The organism is Pseudomonas sp. IT-P74, from assembly GCF_949768175.1.
Taxonomy (GTDB): Bacteria; Pseudomonadota; Gammaproteobacteria; order Pseudomonadales; family Pseudomonadaceae; genus Aquipseudomonas.
In genome coordinates, this window is the sequence record NZ_CATKQD010000066.1 from 183,408 (window position 1) to 210,210 (window position 26,803).

23 protein-coding genes are annotated in these 26,803 nt (G+C 60.2%); 10 read left to right on the forward strand and 13 right to left on the reverse strand.

Annotated features, from left to right (window positions below; all coding sequences use genetic code 11):
• Window positions 1-180: 180 nt before the first annotated feature.
• Window positions 181-924, reverse strand: a complete 744-nt coding sequence (locus ACM6J5_RS23230) for a phosphatase PAP2 family protein (protein WP_414929414.1) — start codon at window positions 922-924, stop codon at window positions 181-183.
• 218 nt (window positions 925-1,142) lie between these two features.
• Between ACM6J5_RS23230 and colR the strand changes: the two genes are divergently transcribed.
• From colR to ACM6J5_RS23255, 5 genes are all read left to right on the forward strand, one after another.
• Complete coding sequence (gene colR, locus ACM6J5_RS23235; protein WP_007985839.1) at window positions 1,143-1,826, forward strand: two-component system response regulator ColR; 684 nt, start codon at window positions 1,143-1,145, stop codon at window positions 1,824-1,826.
• Window positions 1,816-3,090: a sensor histidine kinase gene (locus tag ACM6J5_RS23240; RefSeq protein WP_414929415.1), complete on the forward strand. Its 1,275-nt coding sequence runs from the start codon at window positions 1,816-1,818 to the stop codon at window positions 3,088-3,090. Before colR ends, ACM6J5_RS23240 begins: the two co-directional genes overlap by 11 nt.
• 153 nt (window positions 3,091-3,243) lie before the next feature.
• Window positions 3,244-3,912, forward strand: coding sequence for a class I SAM-dependent methyltransferase (locus ACM6J5_RS23245; RefSeq protein ID WP_095943867.1), 669 nt, complete (start codon window positions 3,244-3,246; stop codon window positions 3,910-3,912).
• A 4-nt stretch (window positions 3,913-3,916) separates the two neighbouring features.
• The gene (locus ACM6J5_RS23250) at window positions 3,917-4,630 is read left to right on the forward strand and encodes a lipopolysaccharide kinase InaA family protein (RefSeq protein ID WP_095943848.1); all 714 of its coding nucleotides are present in this window, start codon (window positions 3,917-3,919) and stop codon (window positions 4,628-4,630) included.
• Between the two features lie 2 nt (window positions 4,631-4,632).
• Entirely contained in the window at window positions 4,633-4,860 is a 228-nt protein-coding gene (locus ACM6J5_RS23255) for a hypothetical protein (protein ID WP_080925402.1), read from the forward strand.
• Window positions 4,861-5,061: 201 nt separating this feature from the next.
• Here ACM6J5_RS23255 and ACM6J5_RS23260 read toward each other — a convergent pair whose 3' ends face one another.
• From ACM6J5_RS23260 to ACM6J5_RS23290, 7 genes are all read right to left on the reverse strand, one after another.
• Window positions 5,062-8,088, reverse strand: a complete 3,027-nt coding sequence (locus ACM6J5_RS23260; RefSeq protein ID WP_095943849.1) for a multidrug efflux RND transporter permease subunit — start codon at window positions 8,086-8,088, stop codon at window positions 5,062-5,064.
• Window positions 8,089-8,101: 13 nt separating this feature from the next.
• The gene (locus tag ACM6J5_RS23265) at window positions 8,102-9,250 is read right to left on the reverse strand and encodes an efflux RND transporter periplasmic adaptor subunit (protein ID WP_095943850.1); all 1,149 of its coding nucleotides are present in this window, start codon (window positions 9,248-9,250) and stop codon (window positions 8,102-8,104) included.
• A 199-nt stretch (window positions 9,251-9,449) separates the two neighbouring features.
• Window positions 9,450-10,550, reverse strand: coding sequence for a DUF1513 domain-containing protein (locus tag ACM6J5_RS23270; protein WP_095943851.1), 1,101 nt, complete (start codon window positions 10,548-10,550; stop codon window positions 9,450-9,452).
• 14 nt (window positions 10,551-10,564) lie between these two features.
• Window positions 10,565-11,629, reverse strand: coding sequence for an imelysin family protein (locus tag ACM6J5_RS23275; RefSeq protein ID WP_095943852.1), 1,065 nt, complete (start codon window positions 11,627-11,629; stop codon window positions 10,565-10,567).
• Window positions 11,630-11,656: 27 nt separating this feature from the next.
• The gene (locus tag ACM6J5_RS23280; protein WP_095943853.1) at window positions 11,657-13,084 is read right to left on the reverse strand and encodes a di-heme oxidoredictase family protein; all 1,428 of its coding nucleotides are present in this window, start codon (window positions 13,082-13,084) and stop codon (window positions 11,657-11,659) included.
• Window positions 13,085-13,365: 281 nt separating this feature from the next.
• Window positions 13,366-14,715: an imelysin family protein gene (locus ACM6J5_RS23285; RefSeq protein WP_095943854.1), complete on the reverse strand. Its 1,350-nt coding sequence runs from the start codon at window positions 14,713-14,715 to the stop codon at window positions 13,366-13,368.
• Between the two features lie 223 nt (window positions 14,716-14,938).
• Entirely contained in the window at window positions 14,939-16,990 is a 2,052-nt protein-coding gene (locus tag ACM6J5_RS23290) for a putative bifunctional diguanylate cyclase/phosphodiesterase (protein WP_095943855.1), read from the reverse strand.
• Window positions 16,991-17,719: 729 nt separating this feature from the next.
• Here ACM6J5_RS23290 and ACM6J5_RS23295 point away from each other — a divergent pair.
• Window positions 17,720-17,983, forward strand: a complete 264-nt coding sequence (locus ACM6J5_RS23295; RefSeq protein WP_095943856.1) for a DUF6124 family protein — start codon at window positions 17,720-17,722, stop codon at window positions 17,981-17,983.
• 176 nt (window positions 17,984-18,159) lie between these two features.
• On the opposite strand, the gene ACM6J5_RS23300 is transcribed toward ACM6J5_RS23295, so the two are convergent.
• The 3 genes from ACM6J5_RS23300 to ACM6J5_RS23310 all read right to left on the reverse strand — a co-directional run bounded on the left by ACM6J5_RS23300 (window position 18,160) and on the right by ACM6J5_RS23310 (window position 19,931).
• Window positions 18,160-18,756, reverse strand: a complete 597-nt coding sequence (locus ACM6J5_RS23300; RefSeq protein WP_008022038.1) for a superoxide dismutase — start codon at window positions 18,754-18,756, stop codon at window positions 18,160-18,162.
• A gap of 164 nt (window positions 18,757-18,920) precedes the next feature.
• Window positions 18,921-19,523, reverse strand: a complete 603-nt coding sequence (locus tag ACM6J5_RS23305; protein ID WP_095943857.1) for a LysE/ArgO family amino acid transporter — start codon at window positions 19,521-19,523, stop codon at window positions 18,921-18,923.
• A gap of 6 nt (window positions 19,524-19,529) precedes the next feature.
• The gene (locus tag ACM6J5_RS23310) at window positions 19,530-19,931 is read right to left on the reverse strand and encodes an ACT domain-containing protein (protein WP_150673675.1); all 402 of its coding nucleotides are present in this window, start codon (window positions 19,929-19,931) and stop codon (window positions 19,530-19,532) included.
• Between the two features lie 96 nt (window positions 19,932-20,027).
• Between ACM6J5_RS23310 and ACM6J5_RS23315 the strand changes: the two genes are divergently transcribed.
• The 4 genes from ACM6J5_RS23315 (at window position 20,028) to ACM6J5_RS23330 (ending at window position 23,895) form a co-directional block, all read left to right on the forward strand.
• On the forward strand, window positions 20,028-20,921 hold the full coding sequence (locus tag ACM6J5_RS23315; protein WP_056726114.1) for a LysR family transcriptional regulator ArgP: 894 nt from the start codon (window positions 20,028-20,030) through the stop codon (window positions 20,919-20,921).
• Between the two features lie 54 nt (window positions 20,922-20,975).
• Window positions 20,976-21,968 (forward strand): NAD-dependent epimerase/dehydratase family protein, encoded by a 993-nt coding sequence (locus ACM6J5_RS23320; RefSeq protein WP_095943859.1) that lies wholly within the window; start codon window positions 20,976-20,978, stop codon window positions 21,966-21,968.
• Window positions 21,969-22,084: 116 nt separating this feature from the next.
• Window positions 22,085-22,957, forward strand: coding sequence for an ATPase (locus ACM6J5_RS23325; RefSeq protein ID WP_414929416.1), 873 nt, complete (start codon window positions 22,085-22,087; stop codon window positions 22,955-22,957).
• Between the two features lie 89 nt (window positions 22,958-23,046).
• Entirely contained in the window at window positions 23,047-23,895 is an 849-nt protein-coding gene (locus ACM6J5_RS23330) for a cache domain-containing protein (protein ID WP_414929417.1), read from the forward strand.
• 123 nt (window positions 23,896-24,018) lie between these two features.
• On the opposite strand, the gene ACM6J5_RS23335 is transcribed toward ACM6J5_RS23330, so the two are convergent.
• Window positions 24,019-25,536 carry an MDR family MFS transporter gene (locus tag ACM6J5_RS23335; protein WP_414929418.1) on the reverse strand — a complete coding sequence of 506 codons (1,518 nt, stop codon included), beginning with the start codon at window positions 25,534-25,536 and terminating at the stop codon, window positions 24,019-24,021.
• A 78-nt stretch (window positions 25,537-25,614) separates the two neighbouring features.
• Window positions 25,615-26,799 carry a 4-hydroxybenzoate 3-monooxygenase gene (pobA, locus tag ACM6J5_RS23340; protein ID WP_172435345.1) on the reverse strand — a complete coding sequence of 395 codons (1,185 nt, stop codon included), beginning with the start codon at window positions 26,797-26,799 and terminating at the stop codon, window positions 25,615-25,617.
• Window positions 26,800-26,803: the final 4 nt, after the last annotated feature.

Sequence of the window (26,803 nt, forward strand, 5' to 3'; positions counted from 1 at the left end):
CCCTGTACGAAAAAACCCCGCCTGCGAAAGCCGGCGGGGTTTTTTATTGCCCGGACTTTGAAGCCTGTATCAGTTCATTGTGGGAGCGAGCCTGCTCGCGAAAGCCATGTATCAGTCAACATCATCATTGAATGTTGAACTGCTTCGCGAGCAGGCTCGCTCCCACATTTGATCTGCATATCAGACGGCTACAGGTACTGCACTGGCCCCGCGTTCAGCCCTCAAGGCCGGTCGATACAGAACGAAGTAATACGACCCCAGACAAATCAGCCAGCAGAACACCGCCGTCCACACGTTGTGCGAGAAGAAATGCGCGCCCTGCATCATCCGGCCGATGGAGAACACCGAGCCGAGGGCGAAGGCGAAGACAAACGCTGCGCGAGCCATGCGCGGGCGACGGTCACGCAGTACGAAAAACATCGCAAACAGGGTGAAACCGGTGGCCGCATGGCCGCCGGGCCAGCAACGCCCCGGTTTTTCGGTGGGCGGGCGAGGGCTCAGCAGTTCGCTGTAGGTCTCGTGACCGCCGAATTGCTCGAGGCTCCATGGGCATTGCACCGCGGTCACCGCTTTCATGGGCGTGACAAAGGAAGTTGCCAGCCCGAGGGACAGCACCAGGCAACCCAATTCCCGTTTGAGCGGTTTGAGCCTGGTCGTGAAGAACGAAGCAATGAAGCCGAGGATGGCAAACACCGAGAAGGCGATCACCACTTGCTTGGCGCGATCGTGCAGGATGTCCTCGAGGAAGTAACTGTGGCGACCGATGAATTCCCCGGCGACCGGATCGTAAAACAGCTTGGCCAGGTCCATGTCCAGACTGGTCAATTCGAGCAATACCAGAATGATCGCAGCTACGGCGGGAACCCCAAGGCACACCCAGAAGTTGAGCGGACGAGGGGCAGGGCGGGCAAGGGTCGAAACCATGCTAGTTCCTTGATCAGTGAAATGTTCTCAAATGCGCAGCCGCGCAGAGTTTGGACCCGAATCTGTCGCTTGTGTGTGAATCCCGGGTGAAAAACTTGTTAAGGCTGCAATCGGTCAATTTCCACGCTTTTGCACTTTACTCAGCCCTAGCCGTGCGCTGAACTTCGCCTTAAGCTGCGCGGGCCACGACGGCCGTTACTGTGGACGGAGAGATACCCATGCGAATTCTATTGGTTGAAGACAACCGCGATATCCTGGCCAACCTGGCCGATTACCTGGGGCTCAAAGGCTATACCGTGGATTGCGCGCAGGATGGTTTGTCGGGCCTGCATCTGGCGGCCACCGAGCACTACGATTTGATCGTGCTCGATATCATGTTGCCCGGCATCGATGGCTACACCCTGTGCAAGCGCCTGCGCGAGGATGCTCGCCGCGAAACGCCGGTGATCATGCTCACGGCCCGCGATCAGCTGGATGATCGTCTGCAAGGCTTCAAGTCCGGCGCCGATGACTACCTGATCAAACCGTTCGCCCTGTCGGAACTGGCAGCGCGTATCGAAGCGGTCATGCGCCGTACCCAAGGCGGTGGGCGGCGGACCTTGCAGGTCGGCGACCTGAGCTACGACCTCGACACCCTGGAAGTCACTCGCGAAGGCCGCTTGCTGAAACTCAACCCGGTCGGCCTGAAGTTGCTGGCGGTGTTGATGCAGAAAAGCCCTCATGTGCTGCGCCGTGAAATCCTTGAAGAAGCGCTCTGGGGCGACGACTGCCCGGACAGCGACAGCCTGCGCAGTCATGTCCACCAACTGCGCCAGGTGATCGACAAGCCGTTCGCCAAGCCATTGCTGCAAACCGTGCACGGTGTGGGGTATCGCCTGGCCGAGGGCCGTGATGGAGTTTAAGCAGAGCCTTGCTCAACGCATCATCATTGCCTTTGCGCTGATGAGCGCACTGGTGGCGGGCGCTTTTGCCATGGGCATCGTGGCGACCGTGCACCTGGTGGAGGAAAAGCTGATTTCCGCCGGCCTGGGCGGCGATTTGCAGCGCCTGCTGCTGATGGACAATGTCACGGACTGGAGCCACCGCCCCGAACCGGATCAATTGTTCTACTTCAGCAATGGGCCAGGCGATTTCAGGTTGCCCAAGGATTTGCGGCACCTGGAGCCGGGTTTCCACGAAGTGTTCCGTGAAAACCTGTCGTACCACGCCATGGTCGAAATCGTCGACGGCCGACGTTACGTGCTGTTGCAGGACCAGAGTGACTTCGAAGAGCGTGAACGGGTGCTGTTTGCCGTGGTGCTGGTGGGTTTCGTATTGAGCCTGGCACTGGCGGTGTTTCTTGGCTGGGTCCTGGCACGCAGGGTCATGGCGCCGGTGGTTCGGCTGGCCCGTCAGGTACGCCATCGTGATCAACTGCTGGGTTTGGCTCCCCCCTTGGCGCCGGATTATGCCGCCGACGAAGTGGGCGAACTGGCCGTGGCCTTCGACGCCACCCTCGGGCGTTTGCGTCAGGCCCTGAGCCGTGAGCGATTGTTCACCAGCGACGTCAGCCACGAATTGCGCACGCCCCTGATGATCCTGGCCAGTTCCTGCGAGTTGTTGCTGGAAAACCCTGGTCTGGATCAGCGTGGTCGCGCCCAGGTCGAGCGCATCGCCAGGGCCTGTGAAGAAATGCGTGAACTGGTGCAAACCTTCCTGATGCTGGCCCGTACCCAGCGCGACGACACCAGCATGTCGCCGCAGCAGTCCCTGGGCCAGGTAGCCGAGGGCCTGGTCGGTTTGTGGCGCGAGCCCATTGAAAGCAAAGGGCTGAAGCTGATCTTCGAACCGGGCAACCCCGAGGCCAATAGCTACAATGCGACGCTCCTGCACGCAGTGATGGGTAACTTGCTGCGCAACGCCTTGCACTACACCGAACGGGGCTTCATTCGCCTGAGCCTGTCGGGCACGGGATTTCTGGTCGAAGACAGCGGTGTGGGCATTCCCGAGGAAAAACGCGAGGCGATGTTCGAACCCTTCGTTCGGGGCACTGAAAAACGCGGGGAAGGTCTGGGCCTGGGGCTTTCACTGGTGCAACGGATCTGTGAAAACCAGGGCTGGAGCGTCAGCCTGACTACGATGGAGCCCAGTGGCTGCCGTTTTCAGGTGGAGCTGTCCCGAACTTGATCTATTGAGTCAGGCGTCCAGCAAACCCTGTCAATTCTGAAAAACCCTGTAATACTTCCGGGTTCCCCTAACGATATTTTCACAAATGGATGACCAGTCGCCGACACTTCAAAATCTAAGGTAGCTGCTATCAGAAGTTCAGGAGACCTGATGATGGACGGCCCGATCAAGCTCGATTTTTCGGAAAAATACGACGATCAACACGCGAAACGCTATTTGCGCAAACACCAGGAAGGTCTCGGCCGTCGATTGTCCCATTGGCGTGACGAGCAACTGGCGCGTAAGGCGCTGGCTCTGGTTGGCGAGCCTGGTCTGGTCCTCGATTTGCCTTGTGGTGCAGGGCGTTTCTGGCCCTTGTTGGCGGAAAAATCCAACCGCGTGATCATCGGTGCCGATAATTCGGAGTCCATGCTGAAGATCGCAACCCAGGCGCAACCTGCCGATGTGGTGAAACGGGTACAACCCTTGCACACATCCGCATTCGACATCGCCTTGCCGGACAACGCCGTCGACAGCATTTTTTGCATGCGCTTGCTCCACCACATCGGTGAAGCCGAGCATCGCATGGTTATTTTGCGTGAGTTCGAGCGGGTTACCCGTGATAGCGTGATCCTTTCGCTGTGGGTCGATGGCAACTTCAAGGCGTGGAAACGCAAGCGTTCGGAGAAAACCCGTGGGCAGGAAGGTTACCAAAACAGGTTTGTGTTACCGGCCGCTACCGTAGAAAAGGAATTTGAGCAGGCGGGTTTCCGCATCCAGGAACAACTGGACTTTTTGCCGCTCTATGCCATGTGGCGAGTTTACGTATTACGCAAGAGGTAACAGGATGGCAGTGCAGTGTGCAGCAGAAACGGAAGTCGTTCCCCAGGACCGCTTCGATTACTTCTGGAGTCAGCGTGGTGAGTGGGTAGAAGAACCCAACGTCCGTCGCGGCGGGGAAAGCGGCGTTCAACGCCTGATGGGCAGTGATGGTCAACTGCTCTACGTCAAGCGCCAGACCGGGCATATCCATCGTAGCTTGCAGCACCCTTTCGGGCGGCCTACGGTAATGCGTGAGCATGCTGCGCTCATAGGCGTGACCGCGCTTGGCGTACGGGTTCCGGAAATCGTTTTCTGTGGCGCACAGCCCGATCCTGTTCACAAGTGGCGTGCCTTGTTGGTCACCAAGTCGCTGGACGGCTACGAGGAAATCGATCGCTGGTACGACGGTGGCGGTCGCGAGCGTCATGGTGCAGCCATAAACGACCGAGTGCTCAATGACCTGGCTGAAAACCTGGCTCGCATGCACAAGGGCCGCTGGCAGCACGGTTGCCTTTACGACAAGCATGTTTTCGTTCGTGTGACCGGTGAGGGCGAGACGGCCAAGGTCGAAGTGGCCCTGATCGATCTGGAGAAGTGCCGAAAGCGTTTGACGGCCTATCGCGCAGCTGTCCATGACTTGAAACAGTTGCGCCGCCACTCGTCGTTCAACGACGCAGACTGGAAAAAGCTCATCTACTTTTATGAGACGGCGTTTGGCAGCGCTATCAAGGGTTTATAACGATGAAACTCGAAATTGCACGAGGTTTGTTTCTGGTAGGAGCCTTGGCAGTTGCATCGATCGCGATGGCAACCTGGGAGCAACCACGCCCCCAGGTTCTCAGCTCGATAAACGCAGAAGAACATTGTCCGTTGCCACGGGTTGCCAAGGCATCCGTGGCCACTCGACCCGATCATGACTTGTTGCTGTTCATGTTCGGACTTTCTCAGGGATTGAGGCCGCAGAGTTGAAACGATTGAAGCCAAAATGAAAGGCCTCGTTGATGCGAGGCCTTTTTTTTGTCTTTGGAAATCTACCGGAGTGCATAGGGTCTTTGTGGGAGCGAGCCTGCTCGCGAAAGCGATGTATCAGTCAACATCCCTGTTGAATGGTAAGCCATCTTCGCGAGCAGGCTCGCTCCCACAGGTTCTACTCCCACAGATGCATCTGTGTCAGCGCTTATCGGGTTTAGCCAGCAAGGTGTAGACGCAAGGCAACACAAACAGGGTGAACAACGTCCCGATTGACATGCCCGTCGCGATGACCGTTCCGATGTCGAACCGGCTGACCGCACCAGCACCGCTGGCGATGATCAATGGCACCATGCCGAACACCATCGCCGCGGTGGTCATCAACACCGGACGCAGCCGGATCGCCGCCGCTTCTTCCACCGCTTCCCGTGCGGTCAGGCCCTTGGCCTTGCGAAGCTGGTTGGCGAACTCGACGATCAGAATGCCGTGCTTGCTGATCAGCCCGATCAAGGTCACCAGCCCGACCTGGGTATAGATGTTCATGCTCGACCAGCCCAGGAACAGCGGAATCAATGCGCCGCAGATAGACAAGGGCACGGTGACCAGGATCACCAGCGGGTCGCGGAAGCTTTCGAACTGGGCCGCCAGCACGAGGAAAATGATCGCCAGTGCCAGGGCAAAGGTGACCCACAGGGCACTGCCTTCCTGAACGTACTGCCTCGATGCGCCGGCGTAGTCGAAGGCAAAGCCGGGGGGGGCCTCTTCCCGGGCGATCTGGCGCACGAGGTCGATGGCTTCCCCCATGCTCACCAGTGGCACGCCGGACAGGATGGCCGAATTGAGTTGCTGGAACTGGTTCAGCTGTCTCGGTCGAGCGCGGTCGGTGACGGTGATCAGGGTCGACAACGCCAACAGTTCGCCCTTGGTGTTTTTCACGTAGTAATTGTTCAGCCAGTCCGGATTGTCACGGAACGGCCGCTCGACCTGGGCAATGACCTTGTAACTGCGACCTTCAATGGTGAATCGGTTGATCTCGCCTTCACCCAGCAGGGTCGCCAGGGTTCCCCCCAGATCCTGCATGGAAACCCCCATCTGCGCGGCCTTGGCGCGGTCGATATCCACCACCACCTCCGGCTTGTCGAAGGCCAGGTCAACGTGGACAAAGGCAAACTTGCCGGATTCCTTTGCACGTTTTTTTACCCGGTCGATCACTTGCAGCAGCAATTCGTAATCATTGGCGGAGTTGATGACGAACTGGAACGGCACGCCTTCGCCGGTGCCCGGCAGTGACGGCAGGTTGAAGCCGAAAATCTGCAGCCCCGGGATCTTTTCCAGTTTGGCCTGCACCTCGGGCAGGATCGCCATTTGCGTGCGACTGCGATCGTCCCATGGTTTGAGCAGGAAACCGCCGATGCCCGATTGCACGCCGTTGAAGCCGTTGATCTGGAACGACGAGTAGTACTCGGGAAACGCCTTGAAGATCGAGACGAACTCGTCGGTGTAGGTGTTCAGGTAGTCAAGGTTGGTCGGTTGCGGGGCGTTGGCAATCATGAAAATGATGCCCTGGTCCTCATCCGGCGCCAGTTCCGATTTGGTGAATTTGAGAAGGACCGGAATCAGGCACAACACGATCACGGCGAACACCAGCACCACCGGCCGGGTGTTGAGGGTGCCGTGAAGCAGGCTCTGGTAGCGGCGCTTGAGGCGTTCGAAAATCATGTCCAGGCGATGGGCCAGGCCACTGGGGTTCTCGTCGTGACGCAGCAGAAACGCACACATCATCGGCGACAGGGTCAGGGCGACGATACCGGAAATCACCACCGCGCCGGCCAGGGTCAGGGCGAACTCCTTGAACAACGCCCCGGTCAGGCCGGTCAGGAAACCGATCGGGGCGTACACCGCCGCCAGGGTGATGGTCATCGAGACCACCGGCATGGCGATTTCCCGGGCGCCTTCAATGGCGGCTTCGAGCGGTGTCTTGCCTTCCTCGATGTGACGGTGAATGTTTTCCACCACCACGATGGCGTCGTCCACTACCAGGCCAATGGCCAATACCATCGCCAGCAGGGTGAGCAGGTTGATCGAGTACCCCATCATCTGCATGAAGAACATCACGCCGATCATCGACAGCGGGATGGTCACCACCGGGATCACCACCGAGCGCAGGGCACCAAGGAACAGGAACACCACCACGATCACGATCAGCACCGCTTCGAACAGGGTTTTCACCACTTCGTCGATCGAGGCCTGGATGAACAGGGTGGCGTCGTAGGCGATTTCACCTTTCAGGTTCGGCGGTAGCTGGGCCTCAAGGTCCGGCATGATCTTGCGCACTTCCTTGATCACTTCCAGCGGGTTGGCACCGGGCGTCCCCTTGATGCCGATGTACACCGAAGGGGTGCCACCGAACGAGCTGATGGTGTCGTAGTTTTCCGCACCCATTTCCACGCGCGCCACATCCCGCAGCAACACCCGGCTGTCGCCATCGACCTTGAGCGGAATTGCCCCGAAGGCTTCGGCGGACTTGAGTTCGGTATTGGCGTTGATGCTGGTGACCACGTATTCGCCTTTCACCTCGCCGGCAGCCGAGAGGAAGTTGTACTGGCGCACCGCGTTGGTCACATCACTGGCACTGAGGCCGAAACCCGCCAGCTTCATCGGGTCCAGCCACAGGCGCATGGCAAAGACCTGGTTGCCGAGGATCTCGGCTTCGGCCATGCCGGGCAAGGTCGCCAGTTTCGGCTGGATCACTCGCGACAGGTAATCGGTAATCTGCGGGTTGCTCAATTCCTTGCTGAAGAAGCTCATGTACATCAGCACTGACGCATCGGCAGATTCTTTGCTCAGCACCGGGTCTTCAGCGTCCTGGGGCAGCTGGCTCTTGACCTCGTTGGCCTTGGCCAGCAGTTCGGTAAACAGACGGTCGCTGTTGGCGCCGATGCGCGCGTAGATCGAGATCACCGAGAAGTTCTGGCGACTGACCGAGGTCATGTAGTCGATGCCCTCGGCGCTGGCCAGGCTTTGCTGCATCGGTTGGGTGATATAGCCCTGGATGGTTTCGGCGTTGGCCCCGGGGTAGGCGGTGGTCACCGTGATCAGGGCGTTTTCCATTTGCGGGTACTGGCGCAGCGGCAACTTGCCCCAGGCCTGGAAACCCAACAGCACAATCAGCAGGCTGACCACTGTTGCAAGAACCGGGCGACGGATGAACGGATCGGTAAAAGCCATGGGGATTCCTTGATCAGTTCGCGCGTGGCGGGCTGTTCTGCCCGGCCAGGGTCTTGTCGTCGCTGATGGCAACGCGTGAGCCGTTATCCAGTTTGAGCTGGCCGGCGGTCACCACTTTTTCGCCGCTCTGCACGCCTTTGGTGATCATCACTTGCCCGTCGCGGCGTTCGCCGGTCTCGACAAAACGCCGTTCGGCGATCAGCACCGGTTGGCCCTTGTCGTCCTTTACCAGGCTGCCATCCTCGGCCTTCCTGGGTACGGCCACATACACCGAGTTGCCGTAGAGCGTGTAGGTAATCGCGCTTTCCGGCACCACGATGCGCGGCTGCGGGTCGGGCAGGAGCACCTGGAGGCTGGCGAACATGCCTGGCATCAACTTGCCATCGGGGTTGGCCAGGGTGGCGCGGACCTGCACGTTACGGGTGCTGTTCTCGACCTTGGGGTTGATTGCACTGATGGTGCCGGGGTACTCCTGGGTCGGATACGCCGCGACAATGACCTGCACTGGCTGGCCGAGCGCAATCTTCGGCACCGACTGCTCAGGCACGAAAAAGTCGACATACAGGCTACTGAGGTCTTGCAGGGTGGCGATCATGGTGCCGCTGGCCACATAGTCGCCGACGTCCACCTGACGAATGCCGATGGTGCCGCTGAACGGCGCGATGATGCGTTTTTTCTCGAGCGCGGCCTTGAGCTGATTGACCGTGGCCCTGCTCTTTTTCAGGACCGCCGAGAGTCGGTCGAATTCGCCTTTGGAAATCGCCTGGCTGCCCACCAGCTGGCTGCCACGGTTGTAGTCCAGCTGGGCCAGCCCGAGGTCGGCCAGGGCGGTTTCGAGCAAGGCGCTTTCCACGGCGCTGTCGAGCCGGACGATGGGCTGACCGGCCTTGACCTTCTGCCCTGACTCGAACTGGACATCGATGACGGTGCCATCGGTCTCCAGGCTCAGGTCCACGCCCTGCAATGCCTTGAGCGTACCAACAGTAGGCAGGCGGACTTGCCATGGGCGTTCGGTGGCGGTGGCCACGGCAACGCTGATGGCCGGCCTGGGCGCAGAGAAGCCTTGAACCATCGTGTAGATCGAGAAGGCTTTGTACGCAGCCAGGACCAGCACAATCAGTAGAACAACACCCAACATGATCAGCATGCGGCGACGCAGCATATCCAGTTCCTTGGAGAAAATCAGGTGAGACAGTGGGGCACACTACCGGGAGTGTAGAGGGTAATCCAACTGCCGTTTTTACAGGTTGTGAGGTATTAGAGGGGTGAAAGCCTGAAAAGATTCGCCGCCTCGGGTCGCGTCTGCGGGGTGTATGTCATCCCGATACTGGCGCGGCCGAGGGCGGCGATCTTTTAATGATTCAGGCCATCAGATGCAGATGGTTGTCCCAGAGCCCTGCGGGTAGCTCCAGTGGTTTTGCGACGAGGTTTGTCTGGCGGCAGTCGTAGTAGCGGCAGCGCCCCTGGCCCGAGGTCACGACAAAACCATCGGCCACGGCGCCGACCCCGGCGCAATCGGGCAGTGGCGCGTCCAGGCGTACCTCGCCGCTGTCCAGGTCCCAGATGAAAAAGCGGTTGCCCCGCGGCGCAGTCAATGCCACCAGGCGCAAGTCGCTGTGTACCGCGACGCTGGCGGTGTAGTGTCCCATGGCCTGCAACTGATGCTCGGGCACCGGGAACGCGACGAAGGGCTGGCCGGGCCGCTTGATCGCCAACAGCTCCGACGACTCGTGGGCCGCGCCCATGAACTGCTGGCTGGCGACGATGGTACCGTCGCTGGCGATGGCCAGATGGCGCACGCTGTTCATCTGCTGGGCGAGGGTTTCCTTGCTCAGCAGGGTGCCGTCGCGGTGCATCAGGACCAGGCTCGGTTCCATGGCGTTGAGGTTCATCTCCACCCGGCTTTCGGCCTCGGTGCGAATTCCGCCGTTGGCCACCACCAGGGTTTCGCCATCGGGCATCCACGACACCTGGTGCGGACCGAGGCCGTGGGTGGAAATCTCACCGCTGTGCACCAGCCGTTCGCCTTCGAATCTGTACACGCCGAGCAGGCCGCGACCCGGATCGGTGGTGTCGTTTTCGGTGGCGTACAGCCAGTCGCCGCTGTGGTGAATGACCGCGTGCCCGTAGAAGTGCCGGTTCGGCTGCGACGCCACGGTTTGCAGGAGCGTGCCGTCGCGCAGATCGATCAGGTAGCTCTCGGTGCCCGGACGGCGAGCGACGAACAGCGCAATCGGCAGTGTCGGGTGGTTGACGATGTCGTGACAACGCTGGCCGACCCGGGTGGCGAACACCTGGGTACCATCCAGACGATAACCGACGGCGTAATGCTGGCCGTCGGTGTCGTCCCGTGCCGAAAGCAACAACGGACTCTTGTCTTTTTGCCTGAACAGCTTCCAGCCGCCCAGCGTCACTGCACCCAGCAGCAAACTACCTAATGTCAGAACCTGGCGTCGCAGCATGGAACCGGCCCTCATCAGTCACCGTCGTTGGCGTTGAAGCCCAGTTGGATGCCCAGTGCCTTGGCCAGATCGGCCTCGTGCAGGCGATGGACAACGTTGAGGCTGTCATACAGCTCGTTGAGTTGCTGGCGGCCGGCTTCGTCATTGAGCATGTCGGTCAGCGAACGCTGGTTGCCGGCAAACAGTTTCAACGAGGCGGCATAGGCCGCATCGATCTTGTCGGCCAACGGCTTCTGCTCGCTCGGCAACAGGCCGCGCAGGCCTTTGTTGTCCACGCCTTCCCAGACCGTTTTGGCGGCCGCGAGGCTGGCTTCGAGGCTGGTCAGGGATGCCTGGCTGCGCCATGCATCGGCCTGGAATGGTTGCGGCACGCCCTTGCTCTGGCGGCCCATCGGCGTGCCGAGTTTTTTCTTCAGGGTGTCGATGGCCGTGACTTGTACGCGCAGCAGATCGGCGATCGCTTCGTGGGAGTCCGCATAACGCTGGTTCGGGAATTTGCTCATTTGCGCGAGCATGCCGTCGGTGTTGTTCCAGGTTTGCAGAATATCTTCAGCCAATTGCTTCTGGCGTTCGCCGATGGCGATCAGCAGCGGGCAATATTTGCTCTTCTGCTCAGCGTTGGCCACGTCAGGCTTGCTGTCGAACAGAATATATTCGTAGGCCGAGAGCCCCTGTACCACAACGCTGGACTTGGCCAGGGCGGCGGCATCGATTTGCGGCTGGGCGGTGACCAGTTGCTCGACCTGACGGCCGACCAGGTTTTTCTTGTCCGGCCAGAACTGCACTTGCCACGAACGGTTGCCTTCGGCCAATGGCCCGATCAGCAGCGGTTGCAATTCGGCCCAGGCTTTTTGCGCATGCAGGAAGTCGGCACGGGCGGTTTCCAGGGTTTCCTTGCCTTCGCAGTAGGCGAGGGCGCTGACCGCCAATTGACGGTCGGCTTCAACCCAACGGGTGTAGGTCGGCAGGATCACCGACTTGGCGATGGCCGCCGACGTGACCGCTTGCGGGTCCTGGGGCGAGCAGGCGCCCAGAGCGAGGGCGGCAAGGCTGGTGAACAACAGTTTGGGACGGAACATGTCGGGCTCCCGCGAGTGGAATGCGTGTTAAAGGGAATTCAGGAACGCCAGCAACGCAGCGCGTTGCTCGGCATTGAAAGACAAAACCTGTTGCTGCGCCGCTTGTGCCTCGCCACCATGCCAGAGCACGGCTTCGAGCAGGTTGCGGGCACGGCCGTCGTGCAGGAACTGGGTGTGGCCGCTGACCGCCTGTGTCAGGCCGATGCCCCACAACGGCGGGGTACGCCATTGGCGGCCGCTGGCCTGGAATTCGCTACGGTTGTCGGCCAGGCCATCGCCCATGTCATGCAGCAGCAGATCGCTGTACGGACGAATCTCTTGATTGGCCAGTTCAGGTTCGGCGGCATTGGCGGCGGTGGTGTATTTCGGTGTGTGACAGGTTTGGCAACCAGCCTGATAAAACAGGGTCTTGCCGGCCAGCACTTCTGGCGCGTTGACATTACGGCGGGCAGGCACGGCGAGGTTACGGCTGTAGAACAGCACCAGGCGCAGGATGTTGTCGCTGACTTCCGGCTCGCCATTGGGGCCGTTGCCACTGGGTGCCTGTTTGCAGGCCGTTTGCGCGTCCGTGCAGTCATCAATGGGTCTGAGGCTGGTCGTGAGCCCCATATCACCCGAAAACGCGTGGACATTCTGCTGGTTGAGGTTCGGTTGTCCGGCTTTCCAGCCAAATCGCCCCAGAACGGTCTTTTGCTGGGCGTCATCCCAGACCCGGTTCGGTTGTCCGCTGACGCCCTTGTTCGCCTTGGCCTGTGCCTCGGCGTTGGCCAGGATTGCTTCCTCGGGGATCGCTTCGAGCAGGCCCAGGCCAATCATCGGCGGCGCCACGCGGGCCGAGAAGCGGGTGTCGGGGTGCATCGGGCCGTAGCCCAACTGGGTGATGTTCAGGTTCGGTTTGCGCAACTCGACTTCGGTGCCGTCCTTGAAGCGAACCGGCACGGCGGTGTAATCGACCCGTACTTTGCCTTCGGGGGCCACACCGGGGACAGCCATGTCCTGGAACTGGCCGCCGTAGACGGGCTCCGGCACCACTCCCAACTGTTCGATGACCTTGGCATACGCCGGGGCGTCGGGAATCGACAGGCGTACCAGCATCGACACGGCGTTCACATCGTCGGGAGTCGGCGGATGGCCGCGGCCGTCCTTGATGTGGCAGCCCTGGCAGGCATTGGTGTTGAACAGTGGGCCGAGGCCATCGCGAGCGGTCGTCGTCGATGGAGCGATCACCCAGGGGCTGCGGAAGAAGCTGTTGCCGACGCTGAAATCCACGCGCCGTGACGGCGGCAGGTTCGCCGAGGGCATGGAAAACGCGTTCTGATCGGTCTTGCGCACCGTCGCACTGCCGCCGGAGCGGGCTTCACCGGGTTCGGCCCGGGTGAATTTCGGGGCGTCATCGCAGGCACTCAGGCCCAGGGCCAGAAACAGTGCGGACAAGCGAAGAGGCAGCGAGGGCATCAGACATCCTGTAAGACGAGCAAAACAAGGGCGCAAAGTCTAACAGGGGATGGGAATTTGAATAAGAGGAATTATCGTTTGCTTGATGTGGGACAGGTAGTTTGGCTTGCCCATAACCCCCTGTAGGAGCGAGCCTGCTCGCGATTGCAATGTGTCATCCAAAACTGATGTCGACTGACATGGCCCCATCGCGAGCAGGCTCGCTCCTACAGTTGTTTGTGTTATGGCCGACAAAAAAGGCGACCCGAAGGTCGCCTTATTACTCACTCAGCCAGCGTTGATCAGAATTCGTGATCAGCGTTGTCCGGGTTCAGGTCGTTGATGCCCAGTTTGCCAGCGGCGGCTTCGATCGAACCGGTCTGCTTGACCAGGGAAGCGATGGCGTCACGGACGATCTGGTTGCCAGCGGTGTTGCCGGCTGCGATCAACTGGTCGTAGTGCTCACCCTTGTTGGCGTGGTCGACCATGATCTGAAGCTTGGCTTCGGTGGCGGCCAGGTCGTCTTTCAGCGCGGTGTCGGCAGCCGGATCGGCTTTGGCCACCAGGGACGACAGGCTGGCGCCGGTCATTTTGGTGCCGTCGACGCGAGTGTATTCGCCCAGGTACACGTTACGAATGCCTTTGGCATCGTAGAAGTGCGAGTTGTGGGTGTTGTCGCTGAAGCAATCCTGTTCGTCTTCCGGGGAGTTGGCTTCCAGGGAAACCTTCATGCGCTCGCCCGCCAGTTCGCCCAGGGACAGGCTGCCCATGCCGAACAGCATTTTGCGCAGGCCGGTTTCGGCCGGTTCAGCTTCCAGGGTGGCGCGGTAGTTGTCGGCCACGTTCGGCTTCCAGTTACCGACCATTTCTTCCAGGTCGCTGACCAGCAGCTGAGTCACGGACTTCAGGTAGGCACGACGACGATCGTTGTGACCGCCGGTAGCGCCTTTGCCTTCCAGGTAGTCCGAAGCCGGACGGTTGCCGGCGCCAGGGCCGGTGCCGTTCAGGTCCTGGCCCCAGAGCAGGAATTCGATGGCGTGGTAGCCGGTGGCGACGTTGGCCTCGGAACCGCCCAGCTCGTTCAGGCTGGCGAGTTTTGCCGGGGTGATGTCTTTGACATCGACCTTGTCTTCGCCGATCTGCACTTGAGTGTTGGCGATGATGTTGGCAGTGGCACCCGGGTTGCCCAGGGCGTGTTCGTAGGACTTGTCGACGTAGTCGATCAGGCCTTCGTCCAGCGGCCAGGAGTTCAACTGACCTTCCCAGTCGTCAACGATGGTGTTGCCGAAGCGGAACACTTCGCTCTGCAGGTAAGGTACGCGAGCAGCAACCCAGGCAGCCTTGGCGGCTTTCAGGGTGTCGGCGTTCGGCTTGGCGAGGAAGGCGTCTACGGCGGTTTGCAGGGTCTTCGCGGTGGATTCGGCATCGCTATAAACGGCGAACACGATGTCGGCGTAATGGGCGACAACGGCTTTGGCGGCGGCTTCGTCGACTTTACCGACGGCAGCAGGCGCAGCGGCTGGAGCAGCCGGGGCAGCCGCAGTGCTGGCAGCTGGCGCGGCAGCTTTTTCTTGGTCTTTGCCTTCGCCGCAACCGGCGAGGGAAATAGCGATGGCCAACAGACTGGCGGTAGCCAGAGGCATACGAATCATGGCGAACATCCTGCTTCGATAGGGGTGGAGTCGTGCTATGCACACGTAAAACTGCGACATAATGCAAATCTTTCGCATTATGTGTAAAGGGTTGTACCTGTAAATATTTCTTATTCACTGTGGGAGCGAGCCTGCTCGCGATGGACGTGAACGATGACGCGTTCATTCTGAATGAGCGTATTGCTCTCAGGTTCATCGCGAGCAGGCTCGCTCCTACAGGGGATTACAAAATAGCGGCGTTGCTGCGTTGGGCCTGCTTGAGGTAAACGGCCAGTTCCCGTGCCGGCAACGGCTTGCTGTAGTGATAGCCCTGACCTTCGTGGCAGCCTTCGGAGATGATGTAGGCCTCTTGCTCGGCGGTTTCCACGCCTTCGGCAATCACCTGCATGCCCAGGCTCTTGCCCAGCTGGATGATGGCGCGAACGATGGTCGCATCGTCGTCGTCATCGAGCAGGTCCTGGACGAAGCTCTTGTCGATCTTGATCTTGTCCAGGGGCAGGCTCTTGAGATAGCTCAAGGACGAATAGCCGGTTCCGAAATCGTCGATGGCGATCAGCGCGCCGGAGCGGCGCAGGCTGAGCAAGTGCTGGGCCGCGGTGCTGATGTCTTCCATCAGGCCGGTTTCGGTGACTTCCAGTTCCAGGCTGCGCGGTGGCAGGCGGTACATCTGCAGCAGGTTGTTGACCACCCGTGGCAGTTCGGCGTGGTGCAATTGAACCGTAGACAGGTTCACCGCCATGCGCAGGTCGGAGAAGCCCTGGTCATGCCACTCGCGGAGTTGTTTGCAGGCCTGGTCCAGCACCCATTCGCCGATGGCAATAATGGTGCCGTTCTGCTCGGCCAGCGGGATGAACAGGTCCGGCGGCACCATGCCGTGCTCGGGGTGTTGCCAGCGAATCAGGGCTTCGACGCCCACCACGCGGTTGTCGCGGTAGCTGATCTGCGGCTGGTAGACGAGGTAGAACTGATTGCGTATCAACGCATCGCGCAGGTCTTTTTCCAGTTCGCGGCGGCGGCGCATTTCGGTGTCGACGCTGGCGATGTAGAACTGATAGCGGTTGCGCGAGCGGGTCTTGGCCAGCGTCATGGTCTGCTCGGCCTTTTGCAGCAACTTCTCGGTGCTGTCGCCGTCCTCGGGGAACAGGGTGATGCCGATAGTGGCGCGCAGGCGGATCTCCTGATGGTCGAGGGCAAACGCCGCTTCCAGGTCATCGAGAATGCTTTGCGCGAGCTCGGCGGCTTCGTAGGGCTGCTCGATATCGGCCTGGACCAGGGCGAACTGGTCGCCACCGAGGCGGGCGAGGGCGCCCAGGCGACCGCTGTGACCGCGCAGGCGATCGGCCAGGGCCAGCAACAACTGGTCGCCGGTCTGGTAGCTGAACTGCTCGTTGATGCCCTTGAAGTCATCGAGGCCGACACACAGCACCGCGACCCGGCGCTGCAATTTGCCGGCGTCGATGAGGATCCTGTCCAGTTGCTGCTGCAATTGCTGCCGGTTCGGCAGTCCCGTCAGGAAGTCGTACTGGGACATGCGCAACAGGCTGTTTTCCGCTTCGTGACGCAGATGGGTATTGCGTTCGATGGATTCGAGCAACTGGTTGGCGGTGTTGATCCATATGCCCAGTTCGTTTTTCTCGTGCCCCTTGAGCAGCGGAATCTTGTGTTCGCTGGGACGATCCGGATTGATTTCCGTGAGGTGCTCGATGATCCGCGACAGCGGCTTGGTCAGCAGCCAGTGGTAGACCAGGTACAACACCAGCCCCATGGCGAGTGCGCGCAGGACGCCCGAGATGAAGATGATCACCGAACTGACAATGAATCCTTGGCCGTAGGTGGCGGTATCGAGGGTGATGCTCAGGTCGCCGTAATACTCGCTATAAGGCCCGCGACCGACCAGTTGGGTGGTGAAGGTGCGTTCCTTGCCAAGAATCGGGTCGGTCAGCCAGCGGCTGTGGGAGTGCTGCAATTCGCGTTTTTTTTGCGCGAGCATGGCTTCGTTGGGATGGCCGATGGACGCCTTGCGCACGGCGGCGTCCTGAAACAGGCCTTCGATCACTTGCATGCCCATTTCCCGGTCCAGGCTATAGACGGCCTGGGTCGAGGGGTCGCGAAACATGTCGAGGATCCGTTCGGCATCGCTGGCGACGGCCTGGCGTGTTTTATAGGCATCGAACACAATCTGCGCGCAGCTCAAGACCACGCCGACGATCAATGCCGACAGGAGCACGACCCGGAGCAACTTCACCGACAAGCTGTTCTTGAGTTCCAGCTTCAAAGGGTTATTCCTTGTTCCGTGCGGGTAGCATCAAGTTGCCATGAGTATTGGCAATCCCGTGATGGCAGTCAAAGGGACAATCATCCTTGTGGGATTTTGCCTGCAGCTTGGCCGATTTGCAGGTGTCCTGGCGAGTTAGCCTATTCGTACTGTGTCGGTTGTCGAGTCCTTCAACTTGAGGGGCGGGGTGTAGATATTTTCCTTCTGTTTGATGTTAGCCGTCTGTGGCGGTGGGGCAAGGGGGTGGCGGCTTATGGTTTCGCCCTTACGGCGAGTCCCTTTTAACAAGCGCCCGGCCCTGTAGGAGCGAGCCTGCTCGCGATGGACGTCAACGATAACGCGTGCTGCCTGAATGCCCGCGTTGTCCTGGCGTTTTTCGCGAGCAGGCTCGCTCCCACATGGGATGGCGCGGTGTAGGAAAGCGCCAGAAGTTTCCCACGCAGTTTTCAGGTTGTCCGTCGGAAGCGGGCTGAATAACCTTTGGTGATCGCTGAAATGCTTCAGCGATCGGGTGTGAGAACCCGCAAGAGAGTGTTAATCCAGCGCCAGTACCACCATAATTGCCGCCAGCTTATCCGCTGCCAGCAATGCTTTATGGCGGCTGTGTGCGGGCAGACCTCGGTCTGGCCGGATTGCTCTCTTGCCGGTTTCTCACTCCGCACATAGCTGCCACCTCTTCGCTCGCGTGAGAAACGGCGAGAGATGGCTCCAATCGATAAGGAGCATGTTTTGGATAAGTTAATCCCTGATCCGCCCTACACCACCACCAAACCCTACAGCCCTCGCACCATGTTCATGATCGTCCCCGACATGGACACTGAAAGCCTGCTTGCCCATGCCTGTGAATCACTGGCTTCAGCCAATGTCATGGCGAGTGATTTCGCCACCTGCCTGACTGGCCCCCAGCGCAACACGGCGCTGGCCATTTCGCAGATTGTCATGTTGGCGGAGTTGGCGGTGAATCGCGCGTTGGATAACGTCGATCCACGGTAGCTGGCAGGCTGACCGCGTCATCGTTCATCGCGAGCAAGCTCGCTCCCACAGTAGTCCGGTGTAGACCGATCCAATGTGGGAGCGAGCCTGCTCGCGATGGGGCTCTGCCGAACGCTGAAAATCCCGGGCAATAAAAAACCCGGCTAAAAAGCCGGGTTTTTTGTCTGGCATCGAGCTTAAGCGGTGAAGGTTTTGCCTTCGAACTGCTCAGCCACGAATTTCCAGTTGACCAGGTTCCAGAACGCTTCGACGTACTTCGGACGCAGGTTGCGGTAGTCGATGTAGTAAGCGTGTTCCCAGACGTCGCAGGTCAGCAGCGGGGTGTCGCCGTTGGTCAGCGGGTTGCCGGCGCCGATGGTGCTGGCCAGGGCCAGGGAACCGTCAGCCTTCTTCACCAGCCAGCCCCAACCGGAACCGAAGGTGCCGATGGAAGTCTTGCTGAACTCTTCCTTGAACTTGTCGAACGAACCGAAAGCTGCGTTGATGGCTTCAGCCAGAGCGCCGGTTGGTTGACCGCCAGCGTTTGGCGCCAGGCAGTTCCAGTAGAAAGTGTGGTTCCAGACCTGAGCGGCGTTGTTGAAGATACCGCCCGAGGAAGTCTTGACGATTTCTTCCAGGGTCTTGCCTTCGAACTCGGTGCCTGGCACCAGGTTGTTCAGGTTCACGACGTAGGTGTTGTGGTGCTTGTCGTGGTGGAACTCCAGGGTTTCCTTGGAGATGTGCGGCTGCAGGGCATCGTGTGCGTACGGCAGTGGCGGCAATTCGAAAGCCATGATGATTCTCCTAATCAGGTCAGTTGCGGTGAGCGCAAGGCCGATCACGGGCGGCCAGACAAGCGCCGGGGAGTTTGTACTCTTTGCGGCGCAGGGAGTCGGATCATAGCACCGGGGGGGCGGCATAACCACGCAACAACTGTGTGGAATAGAGGTTCCGCCAATCAGATGGCCGCGATCAATTGCAGCGCTACGGCAAACATCATCACCGCCACCAACAGATCGAGAATTCGCCAGGTGCTGGGGCGAGCGAGCCAAGGTGCAAGCCATGCTGCGCCGAGTGCCAGGGTGAAAAACCACAGCAGCGAGGCACTGGCCGCACCTACGACATAGGCGCCGGGCTCGGTTTGTTGGGCGCCCAGAGAGCCGATCAGCAAAACGGTGTCCAGATAGACGTGCGGGTTGAGCAAGGTCACCGCCAGCGCGCTGAGCATGACCGCTCGCAGTGAGCGTACGGTCTGGCCTTCGCCCTGCTCAAGGCTCTGCCTGGAAAAAGCCCGGCGCAGCGCCTGGCTGCCGTACCACAACAGGAACGCTGCGCCGCCCCAGCGGGCGATGGCCAGCAGCGTCGGGTTCTGCGCCAGCACGGTCGCCAGGCCAAACACCCCGGCGGCCACCAACAGGGCATCGCAGGCCACGCAGAGCGCCGCCACCGGCAGGTGATGTTCACGCCGCAGGCTTTGCGCCAGGACAAACGCATTCTGAGTGCCGATCGCCATGATCAGGCCGAAGGCCACAAGCAGGCCGTTCACATAACTTTGCCACATGATTTTTTACTCCGCGTTGGCTGCCAGATCCCGCAGCACTTGCAGGGCTCGGTCGGCGTCGGCCTGGCCGACGAACAAATGGTCGTGGTAGTAGCCGGCAATCACGTTGCAGCTGATTCCGGCCTTGCCCAGTGCCGTGGCGAACGCGGCGGTCAGGCCGACCGCTTCGAGGGCCGAATGTACGTTCAGGGTGATCCAGGCGGCGATGTAGTCGAAGCTGAATCCGGCTTTTTCGGCGTGGGAACGTTCGAGGATCACGGTCAGGCCTTCCTGCTCGCGAAAGCAGCCGACAATCTCCAGATCCATGGGCAACTTGCCGTCACGCAGGGTGCAGAACACGTATTCGCCGGCGTTGAGTTGCGGGCTCATGCTGCGCAGCAGCGTTGCCAATGAAGTTTCGCCAGCCATATGGGTGATCCTTGTTCAAGAGTTCTTGCTGGCCATTGTCCTTGTGAAGCCTGTATAAGAAAAACCAATCTTGCTGATCGCTCATTAGGAAAACTGATGTTCGACTATAAATTGCTTTCTGCCCTCGCTGCCGTGGTCGAACAGGCCGGTTTTGAACGGGCGGCCCAGGTGCTGGGCTTGTCGCAATCGGCGATTTCCCAGCGCATCAAGCTGCTGGAAGCGCGGGTTGGCCAGCCGGTGCTGGTGCGGGCCACGCCGCCAACGCCGACGGAAATCGGTCGGCGATTGCTCAACCATGTGCAGCAGGTGCGATTGCTAGAGCGGGATTTGCAAAGCCTGGTGCCGGCGCTGGATGAAGAGGGTTTGCCGGAGCGCCTGCGGATCGCCCTGAACGCTGACAGCCTGGCCACCTGGTGGGCGCAGGCGGTGGGCGAGTTTTGCGCCGAGCAACATTTGTTGATGGACCTTGTGGTCGAAGACCAGACCGTCGGCCTCAAGCGCATGCGCGCCGGTGAGGTGGCGGCCTGTGTCTGTGCCAGCGAGCGCCCTGTGGCTGGCGCGCGCAGCGTGTTGCTGGGGGCCATGCGTTACCGTGCGCTGGCTAGCCCCGCTTTTATTGCCCGGCATTTTCCGCAGGGCGTACGCGCCGATCAGTTGGCCCGGACCCCGGCGCTGGTGTTTGGTCCGGACGACTTCCTGCAGCATCGCTACCTTGCATCCCTCGGCGTCGAGGGTGGATTCGAACACCATTTATGCCCGTCCTCCGAAGGGTTCATTCGTCTGACGGAAGCCGGGCTGGGCTGGGGTCTGGTCCCGGAGCTGCAGGTGCGCGAGCAACTGGAAAGGGGCGTATTGCAGGAGCTGCTGCCAGATAAGCCGATCGATGTGCCGCTGTACTGGCATCATTGGCGTAATGGCGGTCAGTTGCTGGGGCTGCTCACCGATCAATTGGTCAGCGCATCGAAGCAATGGCTGGTGCCCTTGGACTGACGCGCAGCGTCAAGACCTCACGTAATACGCAAAACGAAATATTCGGAGCAATTCATGAAGATTCTGGTTACCGGCGCAAGCGGCTTCATCGGCGGGCGCTTTGCGCGTTTTGCCCTGGAGCAGGGCCTGGACGTGCGGGTCAACGGTCGCCGGGCCGAGAGTGTGGAGCATCTGGTACGCCGCGGTGCGGAGTTCATCCAGGGTGACTTGAGCGATCCGGAACTGGCGCGCGAGCTGTGCTCGGACGTCGAGTCCGTGGTGCATTGCGCCGGTGCTGTCGGTTTGTGGGGGCGTTATCAGGACTTCCATCAGGGTAACGTCCAGGTCACCGAAAACGTGGTCGAAGCCTGCTTGAAGCAACGGGTTCGGCGGCTGGTGCATTTGTCGTCGCCGTCGATCTACTTCGATGGTCGCGATCACTTGGGCCTGACCGAAGAACAGGTGCCCAAGCGCTTCAAACATCCTTACGCCGCCACCAAGTACCTGGCCGAGCAAAAAGTCTTCGGTGCCCAGGAGTTCGGCCTCGAAACCCTGGCCTTGCGCCCGCGTTTCGTCACCGGAGCCGGCGACATGAGCATCTTCCCGCGCCTGTTGAACATGCAACGCAAGGGACGCCTGGCAATCATCGGCAACGGTCTGAACAAAGTTGACTTCACCAGCGTGCAAAACCTCAACGAGGCATTGCTCAGTAGCTTGCTGGCCAGCGGTTCTGCGTTGGGCAAGGCCTACAACATCAGCAATGGCACGCCGATACCCCTGTGGGACGTGGTCAATTACGTCATGCGTAACATGGAAGTCCCACAGGTCACCCGCTACCGTTCCTACGGCTTGGCCTATAGCGTGGCGGCGCTCAATGAAGGCGTGTGCAAGGTGTGGCCGGGGCGTCCCGAACCGACGTTGTCACGCCTGGGCATGCAGGTCATGAACAAAAATTTCACCCTGGACATCAGCCGCGCGCGGCATTATCTGGATTACGATCCCAAGGTCAGCCTCTGGACGGCGCTCGATGAATTCTGTGGCTGGTGGAAAGCCCAGGCTGTTCGCTGACGCTGGAACAACGTCCCCTGACTGAACCGGATTCGGCCTTGGGGGTCAATGGTTGCGGCTGTGGGGTTTATACTGCGCGGCATAAAGCCATTATGTGATTCACTAAGGTTGATTCAATGTCCATGCGAAACGATGCCAACGACGACTTCGATGATGTGCCGAGCTTGCGTGCAGACGTTCTCGATGACGACTTTGCGCCCACCGCCCGCACGGTCGTGCACTCGCGCACGGCGCCGGTGGTGAAGGTCAAGGCGGTGAGCACCGGTGCCTTGTGGGCGCTGGTCGGGGCGTTGTTCTTTGCCTTCGCGGGCCTGGCCTGGTGGAGCTTTCAGCAGATATCCCTGATGGAACAGCAACTGGTGGCGACCCAGGAAAGCTTCGCGCGAATCAGTGAGGAAGCGGCAGGGCGCCTGCAGGATATTTCCGGCAAGGTTGTCGCCGGCCAGACCAGTGTCAACACCGACAGCGAGGCCTTGAAGCTGCAGATCCGCCAGCTGGAAGGCAAGCTCCAGGACCAGAATGCCCGGCAGCAGGGTGTTGCCGGCCAGGCCTCGGACCTGGACAAGCGACTGGCGCAAATGACCGCGCAAACCACCGAACTGGACAAACGCCTGGCGCAATTGACTGCCCAGGACACCGAACATCAGACGGCCAATACGCAGTTGCAGGCCCAGGTCAAAGCCTTGAGCGCTGAATTGGCCGCCCTGAAAAGCGCCCCGTCGGACTCGGAAAAACTCGATGCACAGTTGAAAAGCCTGGGTGCCGATATTGTCGCACTGAAGAAACAAGGCAACCCGAGCGCAGCGATCGAACGTCTCGAGCAAGACATGATCGTGCTCAAGAGCGTGCAGGACAACCGTCCGGCGGTCGCGCAGGGTTCGGCCAACACCGCCGAGTTCGATGCCTTCCGCAGCCAGGTCACCCGTAACATCAATACCCTCCAGGCGCAGATCCAGAACCTTCAGCAGCAACTTCGCGCCCGGCAGTAATTGACCGCTACAGGAACATCAAAAGGATCCATACATCCCCCCATTGCCGTCTACGCTCCTGAAACACCATCAGGAACGAGGGATGCGCAATGGGGTTTGTGTACAGGTTCACCTTGCTGTGCGGCATGTTTTTGTTGTGCCTGGGCCAGGCGCAAGCCTCCGGGACGGAAAAGGACGACAGCAAGGCGGCCATTGCCCTGCTGGAAAAAGCCCTGGCCTACTACCACCAGAATGGCGACAAGGCCCTGGCGGCGTTCAGTCGCCAGGGTGAGTTTGTCGACAAGGACCGTTATGTCTTCGTGCTCGATACCAAGGGCGTGATGCTTGCCAGTGGCGGGCCGTCGTCGGCGCTGATTGGCCGGGACGTATCGCAAGTGCTCGGGCCGGATTTGCAGAAAACCTTCAAGGACGCCCTGAAGGTACCGGAAGGCAATGGCATTCAGCAGGCGGAATATCGCTGGCAGAACTGGAACGACGGCAAGGTCGAGCGCAAGCACGTCTACTACCAGCGCATCGGCCAGCGGATTCTGGCGGTCGGTTATTACTTGCCACGGGCTTCCGCCGAACAGGCCATGGCCTTGCTGAACAAAGCGGCGACCGATCTGGCCAAGGACGAAAAGGGTACCCTGACGGCGATCAATTCCCTCAAGGGCGGCTACCTGCAGGATGACCTGTATGTGTTTGTCGTCGACCTGGACACCCGGCGTTACGTGGCCCACGGCACCAACCTGCGGTTGATCAATACCGACTTCAGCAAGATCGTGGACCCGGAAGGCAAACCGGTGGGCGAGCCGATTCTGGCATTGATGGCCCAGCAGGATAACGGCGAATATGAATACCGCTGGAAAAACCCGGTGACCGGCAAGGTCGAGAACAAACATGCCTACCTGAAGAAGGTCGGGCATTTTCTGGTGGCGGTCGGGTATTACAGCCCTTGAATGGTAGTGACTGTTAGACCGCCTTCGCGAGCAGGCTCGCTCCCACATTAGACCGAGTTGTCCATAAGTACGCGGTCATCTGTGGGAGCGAGCCTGCTCGCGAAGGCGGGCGACTCGGTCTGGCTACCGAACCTTGTCCTCACGCCCACGCAACAGCATGTTCGGCATGGCAATCGCCGCCACCAGCCCCAGCAATGAAACGGCCGCGCTGACCGTCAGCAAGTGCCGGAACGTCAACAACAACTCGGCACGCAAGGCGTTCTGCGTATCACCTGGCGCGGCATTCAAACCGTCCAGCAGCACATTCCCCGAACTGCCTTCGGCAATCAGCGACGAACCGGCCAGGTGCGCGAAACTCGAATCCTGCAACAACGCCAACAACAGCGCCGACATCAATGCCACGCCGACCGCTCCACCCAGCGAACGGAACAGATTGGTGGTGCTGGTGGCGACGCCGATGTCCCGCTGTTCTACCGAGTTCTGCGTGCCGACCAATGACGTCGGGAACTGCATGCCGGAGGCAATCCCGCAGAGCAGCATGAACAGACTGCTCACGAGAAACGCCTGCGGCGGGCTGAACGCCATGCCGATAATCGAGACAGGCATCAGCGCCGCACCGGCAAGGATCATCGGTTTGTAGCGCCCGGTCACCGAGGTGCGACGGCCGGCGAAATACGCGCCGATCGGCAAGCCCATGGCCAGGGGCAGCAGGTGCAGGGCGGCGCTGTCGGCACCGGCGCCGGTGACGCTCTGGAAACGCAGCGGCATCAATACAATCAGCGAGATGGCCTGGAAACTGGTGAAGAAAATCGTGCACCAGCACAGGATCGCGTTGCGGTTGGCGAACAGATGCATGGGCAACAACGGCTCCCGCGCCCGCCGCTCATGCACGACGAGCAGCCCCAGTACCAGCACCGCACAAGCCAGCAGCGCCAACACTTCGGCGCTGCGCCACGAATGGCCCTGGCCGACCTGGGTGATGCCCAGCAACAATGCGGTCAGCCCGATGATCATCAGCACGGTGCCCAGGTAATCGATGATCGGTTTGCGTTGCGGAATCGGCAGCCCCACCAGCGTGCGATGGGCCACCAGCCAGGCACCCAGGCCCAGTGGCAGATTGATCAGGAACACCCAGCGCCAGGACAGGTATTCAGTCATGTAGCCGCCAAGCACCGGGCCGGCTACGCTGGCCACGGCATACATGCTGCTGAAATAGCCCTGATAACGACCGCGCTCCCGTGGCGGTACGATGTCACCGATGATCGCCTGGCTCACCGAAATCATCCCGCCGGCCCCGATGCCCTGGAGGATCCGCGCCAGCACCAGTTGCTCCATGCTCTGGGCCATGCCGCAGAACACCGATGCCAGGGTGAACAGGCCCATGCCGAACAGCATCAGCTTGCGCCGCCCGTACAAATCGCCCAGTTTTCCGTAGATCGGCACCGCCACGGTCATGGCCACCATGTAGCCGGAAATCACCCAGGCCAGAAGGCTGACGTCCTTGAATTGCGCGGAAATGGCCGGCATCGAAACGGCGACGATGGTCTGGTCCAGCGCTCCGAGAAAGATCGCCAGCATCAGGGCGATCAGCACGCTGCGAATGGCCGGTTTGGGCGTTTCAGGCTGGTGGAGATTGGTCACGGGAAAACCTGCGGGCAGTGATTGACCCGCAAGTTGCAAGGCGAGCGGGGATGCTCGCCAGTGTAAGTCGATAGCAAGCTATTCGATAGCCTCGTAGGGAAGCCCGACGTAGTTTTCTGCAATGGTTTTGCGACCCGCTTCGGAGCCGACAAAATACTCCAGCTCCGACTCGGCAATGCGCTGGCTAAAGGCATCGTGGTCGTCGAAACGGTGCAGCATCGAGGTCATCCACCAGGAAAACCGTTCGGCCTTCCACACGCGGCGCAGGCAGATTTCCGAGTATTTCTCCAGCAGATCAAGGCGATCTTCGCGGTAAACCTTGAGCAGGATGTTGAACAGCGTACTGACGTCACTGGCCGCCAGGTTCAGGCCCTTGGCGCCGGTGGGGGGGACAATGTGTGCGGCATCACCGACCAGGAACATCCGCCCGTACTGCATGGGTTCGACGACGAAGCTGCGCAGCGGCGCGATGCTTTTTTCGATGGACGGACCCGTTACCAGTTTGTCCGCCAACTGTTGTGGCAGTCGCGATTTGAGCTCGTCCCAGAAGCGTTGATCCGACCAGTTATCCACATGATCGCTGGTGGGCACTTGCAGGTAGTAACGGGTGCGTGTCGGTGAGCGCATGCTGCACAGGGCAAAACCGCGCTCGTGGCGGGCGTAGACCAGCTCTTCGTGGACCGGCGGGGTATCGGCCAGGATCCCGAGCCAGCCGAAGGGATAGATCCGTTCGAAGACTTTCAGGCTGTCGGCGGGAATCGATTGTCGCGCCACTCCATGGAAGCCGTCGCAACCGGCGATGTAGTCGCAATCGAGACGATACCGTTCGCCGTCTTTCTCAAAAGTGACAAACGCTTCGTCGGTTTTCATGCCGTGGGGAACGACGTTGTCGGCTTGATAAATCGTCTGCGCGCCGGCCTCCCGACGAGCGGCCATCAGGTCACGGGTGACCTCGGTCTGGCCATAGATCATCACCGTCTTGCCGCCGGTTAACGCTTGCAGATCGATGTGTACCTGGCGTCCGTCGAGGGCCAGTTCGAAGCCGTCGTGGACCAGGCCTTCTGCGTCCATGCGCTGACTCACGCCAGCCTGACGCAACAGCTCTACCATGCCTTGCTCAAGCACGCCGGCGCGGATTCGGCCGAGTACATAGTCCGGGGTCTGACGTTCGAGAATGAGGGTGTCGATGCCGGCGTTGTGCAGCAATTGGCCAAGCAACAAGCCAGAAGGGCCAGCACCGATAATGGCAACTTGAGTTTTCAGCGTT

Excerpts from the sequence above, each read along its gene's own strand:
- ACM6J5_RS23230 (WP_414929414.1), bottom strand. The coding sequence starts at position 924 with ATGGTTTCGACCCTTGCCCGCCCTGCCCCTCGTCCGCTCAACTTCTGG.
- colR (WP_007985839.1), top strand. The coding sequence starts at position 1,143 with ATGCGAATTCTATTGGTTGAAGACAACCGCGATATCCTGGCCAACCTG.
- ACM6J5_RS23240 (WP_414929415.1), top strand. The coding sequence starts at position 1,816 with ATGGAGTTTAAGCAGAGCCTTGCTCAACGCATCATCATTGCCTTTGCG.
- ACM6J5_RS23245 (WP_095943867.1), top strand. The coding sequence starts at position 3,244 with ATGGACGGCCCGATCAAGCTCGATTTTTCGGAAAAATACGACGATCAA.
- ACM6J5_RS23250 (WP_095943848.1), top strand. The coding sequence starts at position 3,917 with ATGGCAGTGCAGTGTGCAGCAGAAACGGAAGTCGTTCCCCAGGACCGC.
- ACM6J5_RS23255 (WP_080925402.1), top strand. The coding sequence starts at position 4,633 with ATGAAACTCGAAATTGCACGAGGTTTGTTTCTGGTAGGAGCCTTGGCA.
- ACM6J5_RS23260 (WP_095943849.1), bottom strand. The coding sequence starts at position 8,088 with ATGGCTTTTACCGATCCGTTCATCCGTCGCCCGGTTCTTGCAACAGTG.
- ACM6J5_RS23265 (WP_095943850.1), bottom strand. The coding sequence starts at position 9,250 with ATGCTGCGTCGCCGCATGCTGATCATGTTGGGTGTTGTTCTACTGATT.
- ACM6J5_RS23270 (WP_095943851.1), bottom strand. The coding sequence starts at position 10,550 with ATGCTGCGACGCCAGGTTCTGACATTAGGTAGTTTGCTGCTGGGTGCA.
- ACM6J5_RS23275 (WP_095943852.1), bottom strand. The coding sequence starts at position 11,629 with ATGTTCCGTCCCAAACTGTTGTTCACCAGCCTTGCCGCCCTCGCTCTG.
- ACM6J5_RS23280 (WP_095943853.1), bottom strand. The coding sequence starts at position 13,084 with ATGCCCTCGCTGCCTCTTCGCTTGTCCGCACTGTTTCTGGCCCTGGGC.
- ACM6J5_RS23285 (WP_095943854.1), bottom strand. The coding sequence starts at position 14,715 with ATGATTCGTATGCCTCTGGCTACCGCCAGTCTGTTGGCCATCGCTATT.
- ACM6J5_RS23300 (WP_008022038.1), bottom strand. The coding sequence starts at position 18,756 with ATGGCTTTCGAATTGCCGCCACTGCCGTACGCACACGATGCCCTGCAG.
- ACM6J5_RS23305 (WP_095943857.1), bottom strand. The coding sequence starts at position 19,523 with ATGTGGCAAAGTTATGTGAACGGCCTGCTTGTGGCCTTCGGCCTGATC.
- ACM6J5_RS23310 (WP_150673675.1), bottom strand. The coding sequence starts at position 19,931 with ATGGCTGGCGAAACTTCATTGGCAACGCTGCTGCGCAGCATGAGCCCG.
- ACM6J5_RS23315 (WP_056726114.1), top strand. The coding sequence starts at position 20,028 with ATGTTCGACTATAAATTGCTTTCTGCCCTCGCTGCCGTGGTCGAACAG.
- ACM6J5_RS23320 (WP_095943859.1), top strand. The coding sequence starts at position 20,976 with ATGAAGATTCTGGTTACCGGCGCAAGCGGCTTCATCGGCGGGCGCTTT.
- ACM6J5_RS23325 (WP_414929416.1), top strand. The coding sequence starts at position 22,085 with ATGTCCATGCGAAACGATGCCAACGACGACTTCGATGATGTGCCGAGC.
- ACM6J5_RS23330 (WP_414929417.1), top strand. The coding sequence starts at position 23,047 with ATGGGGTTTGTGTACAGGTTCACCTTGCTGTGCGGCATGTTTTTGTTG.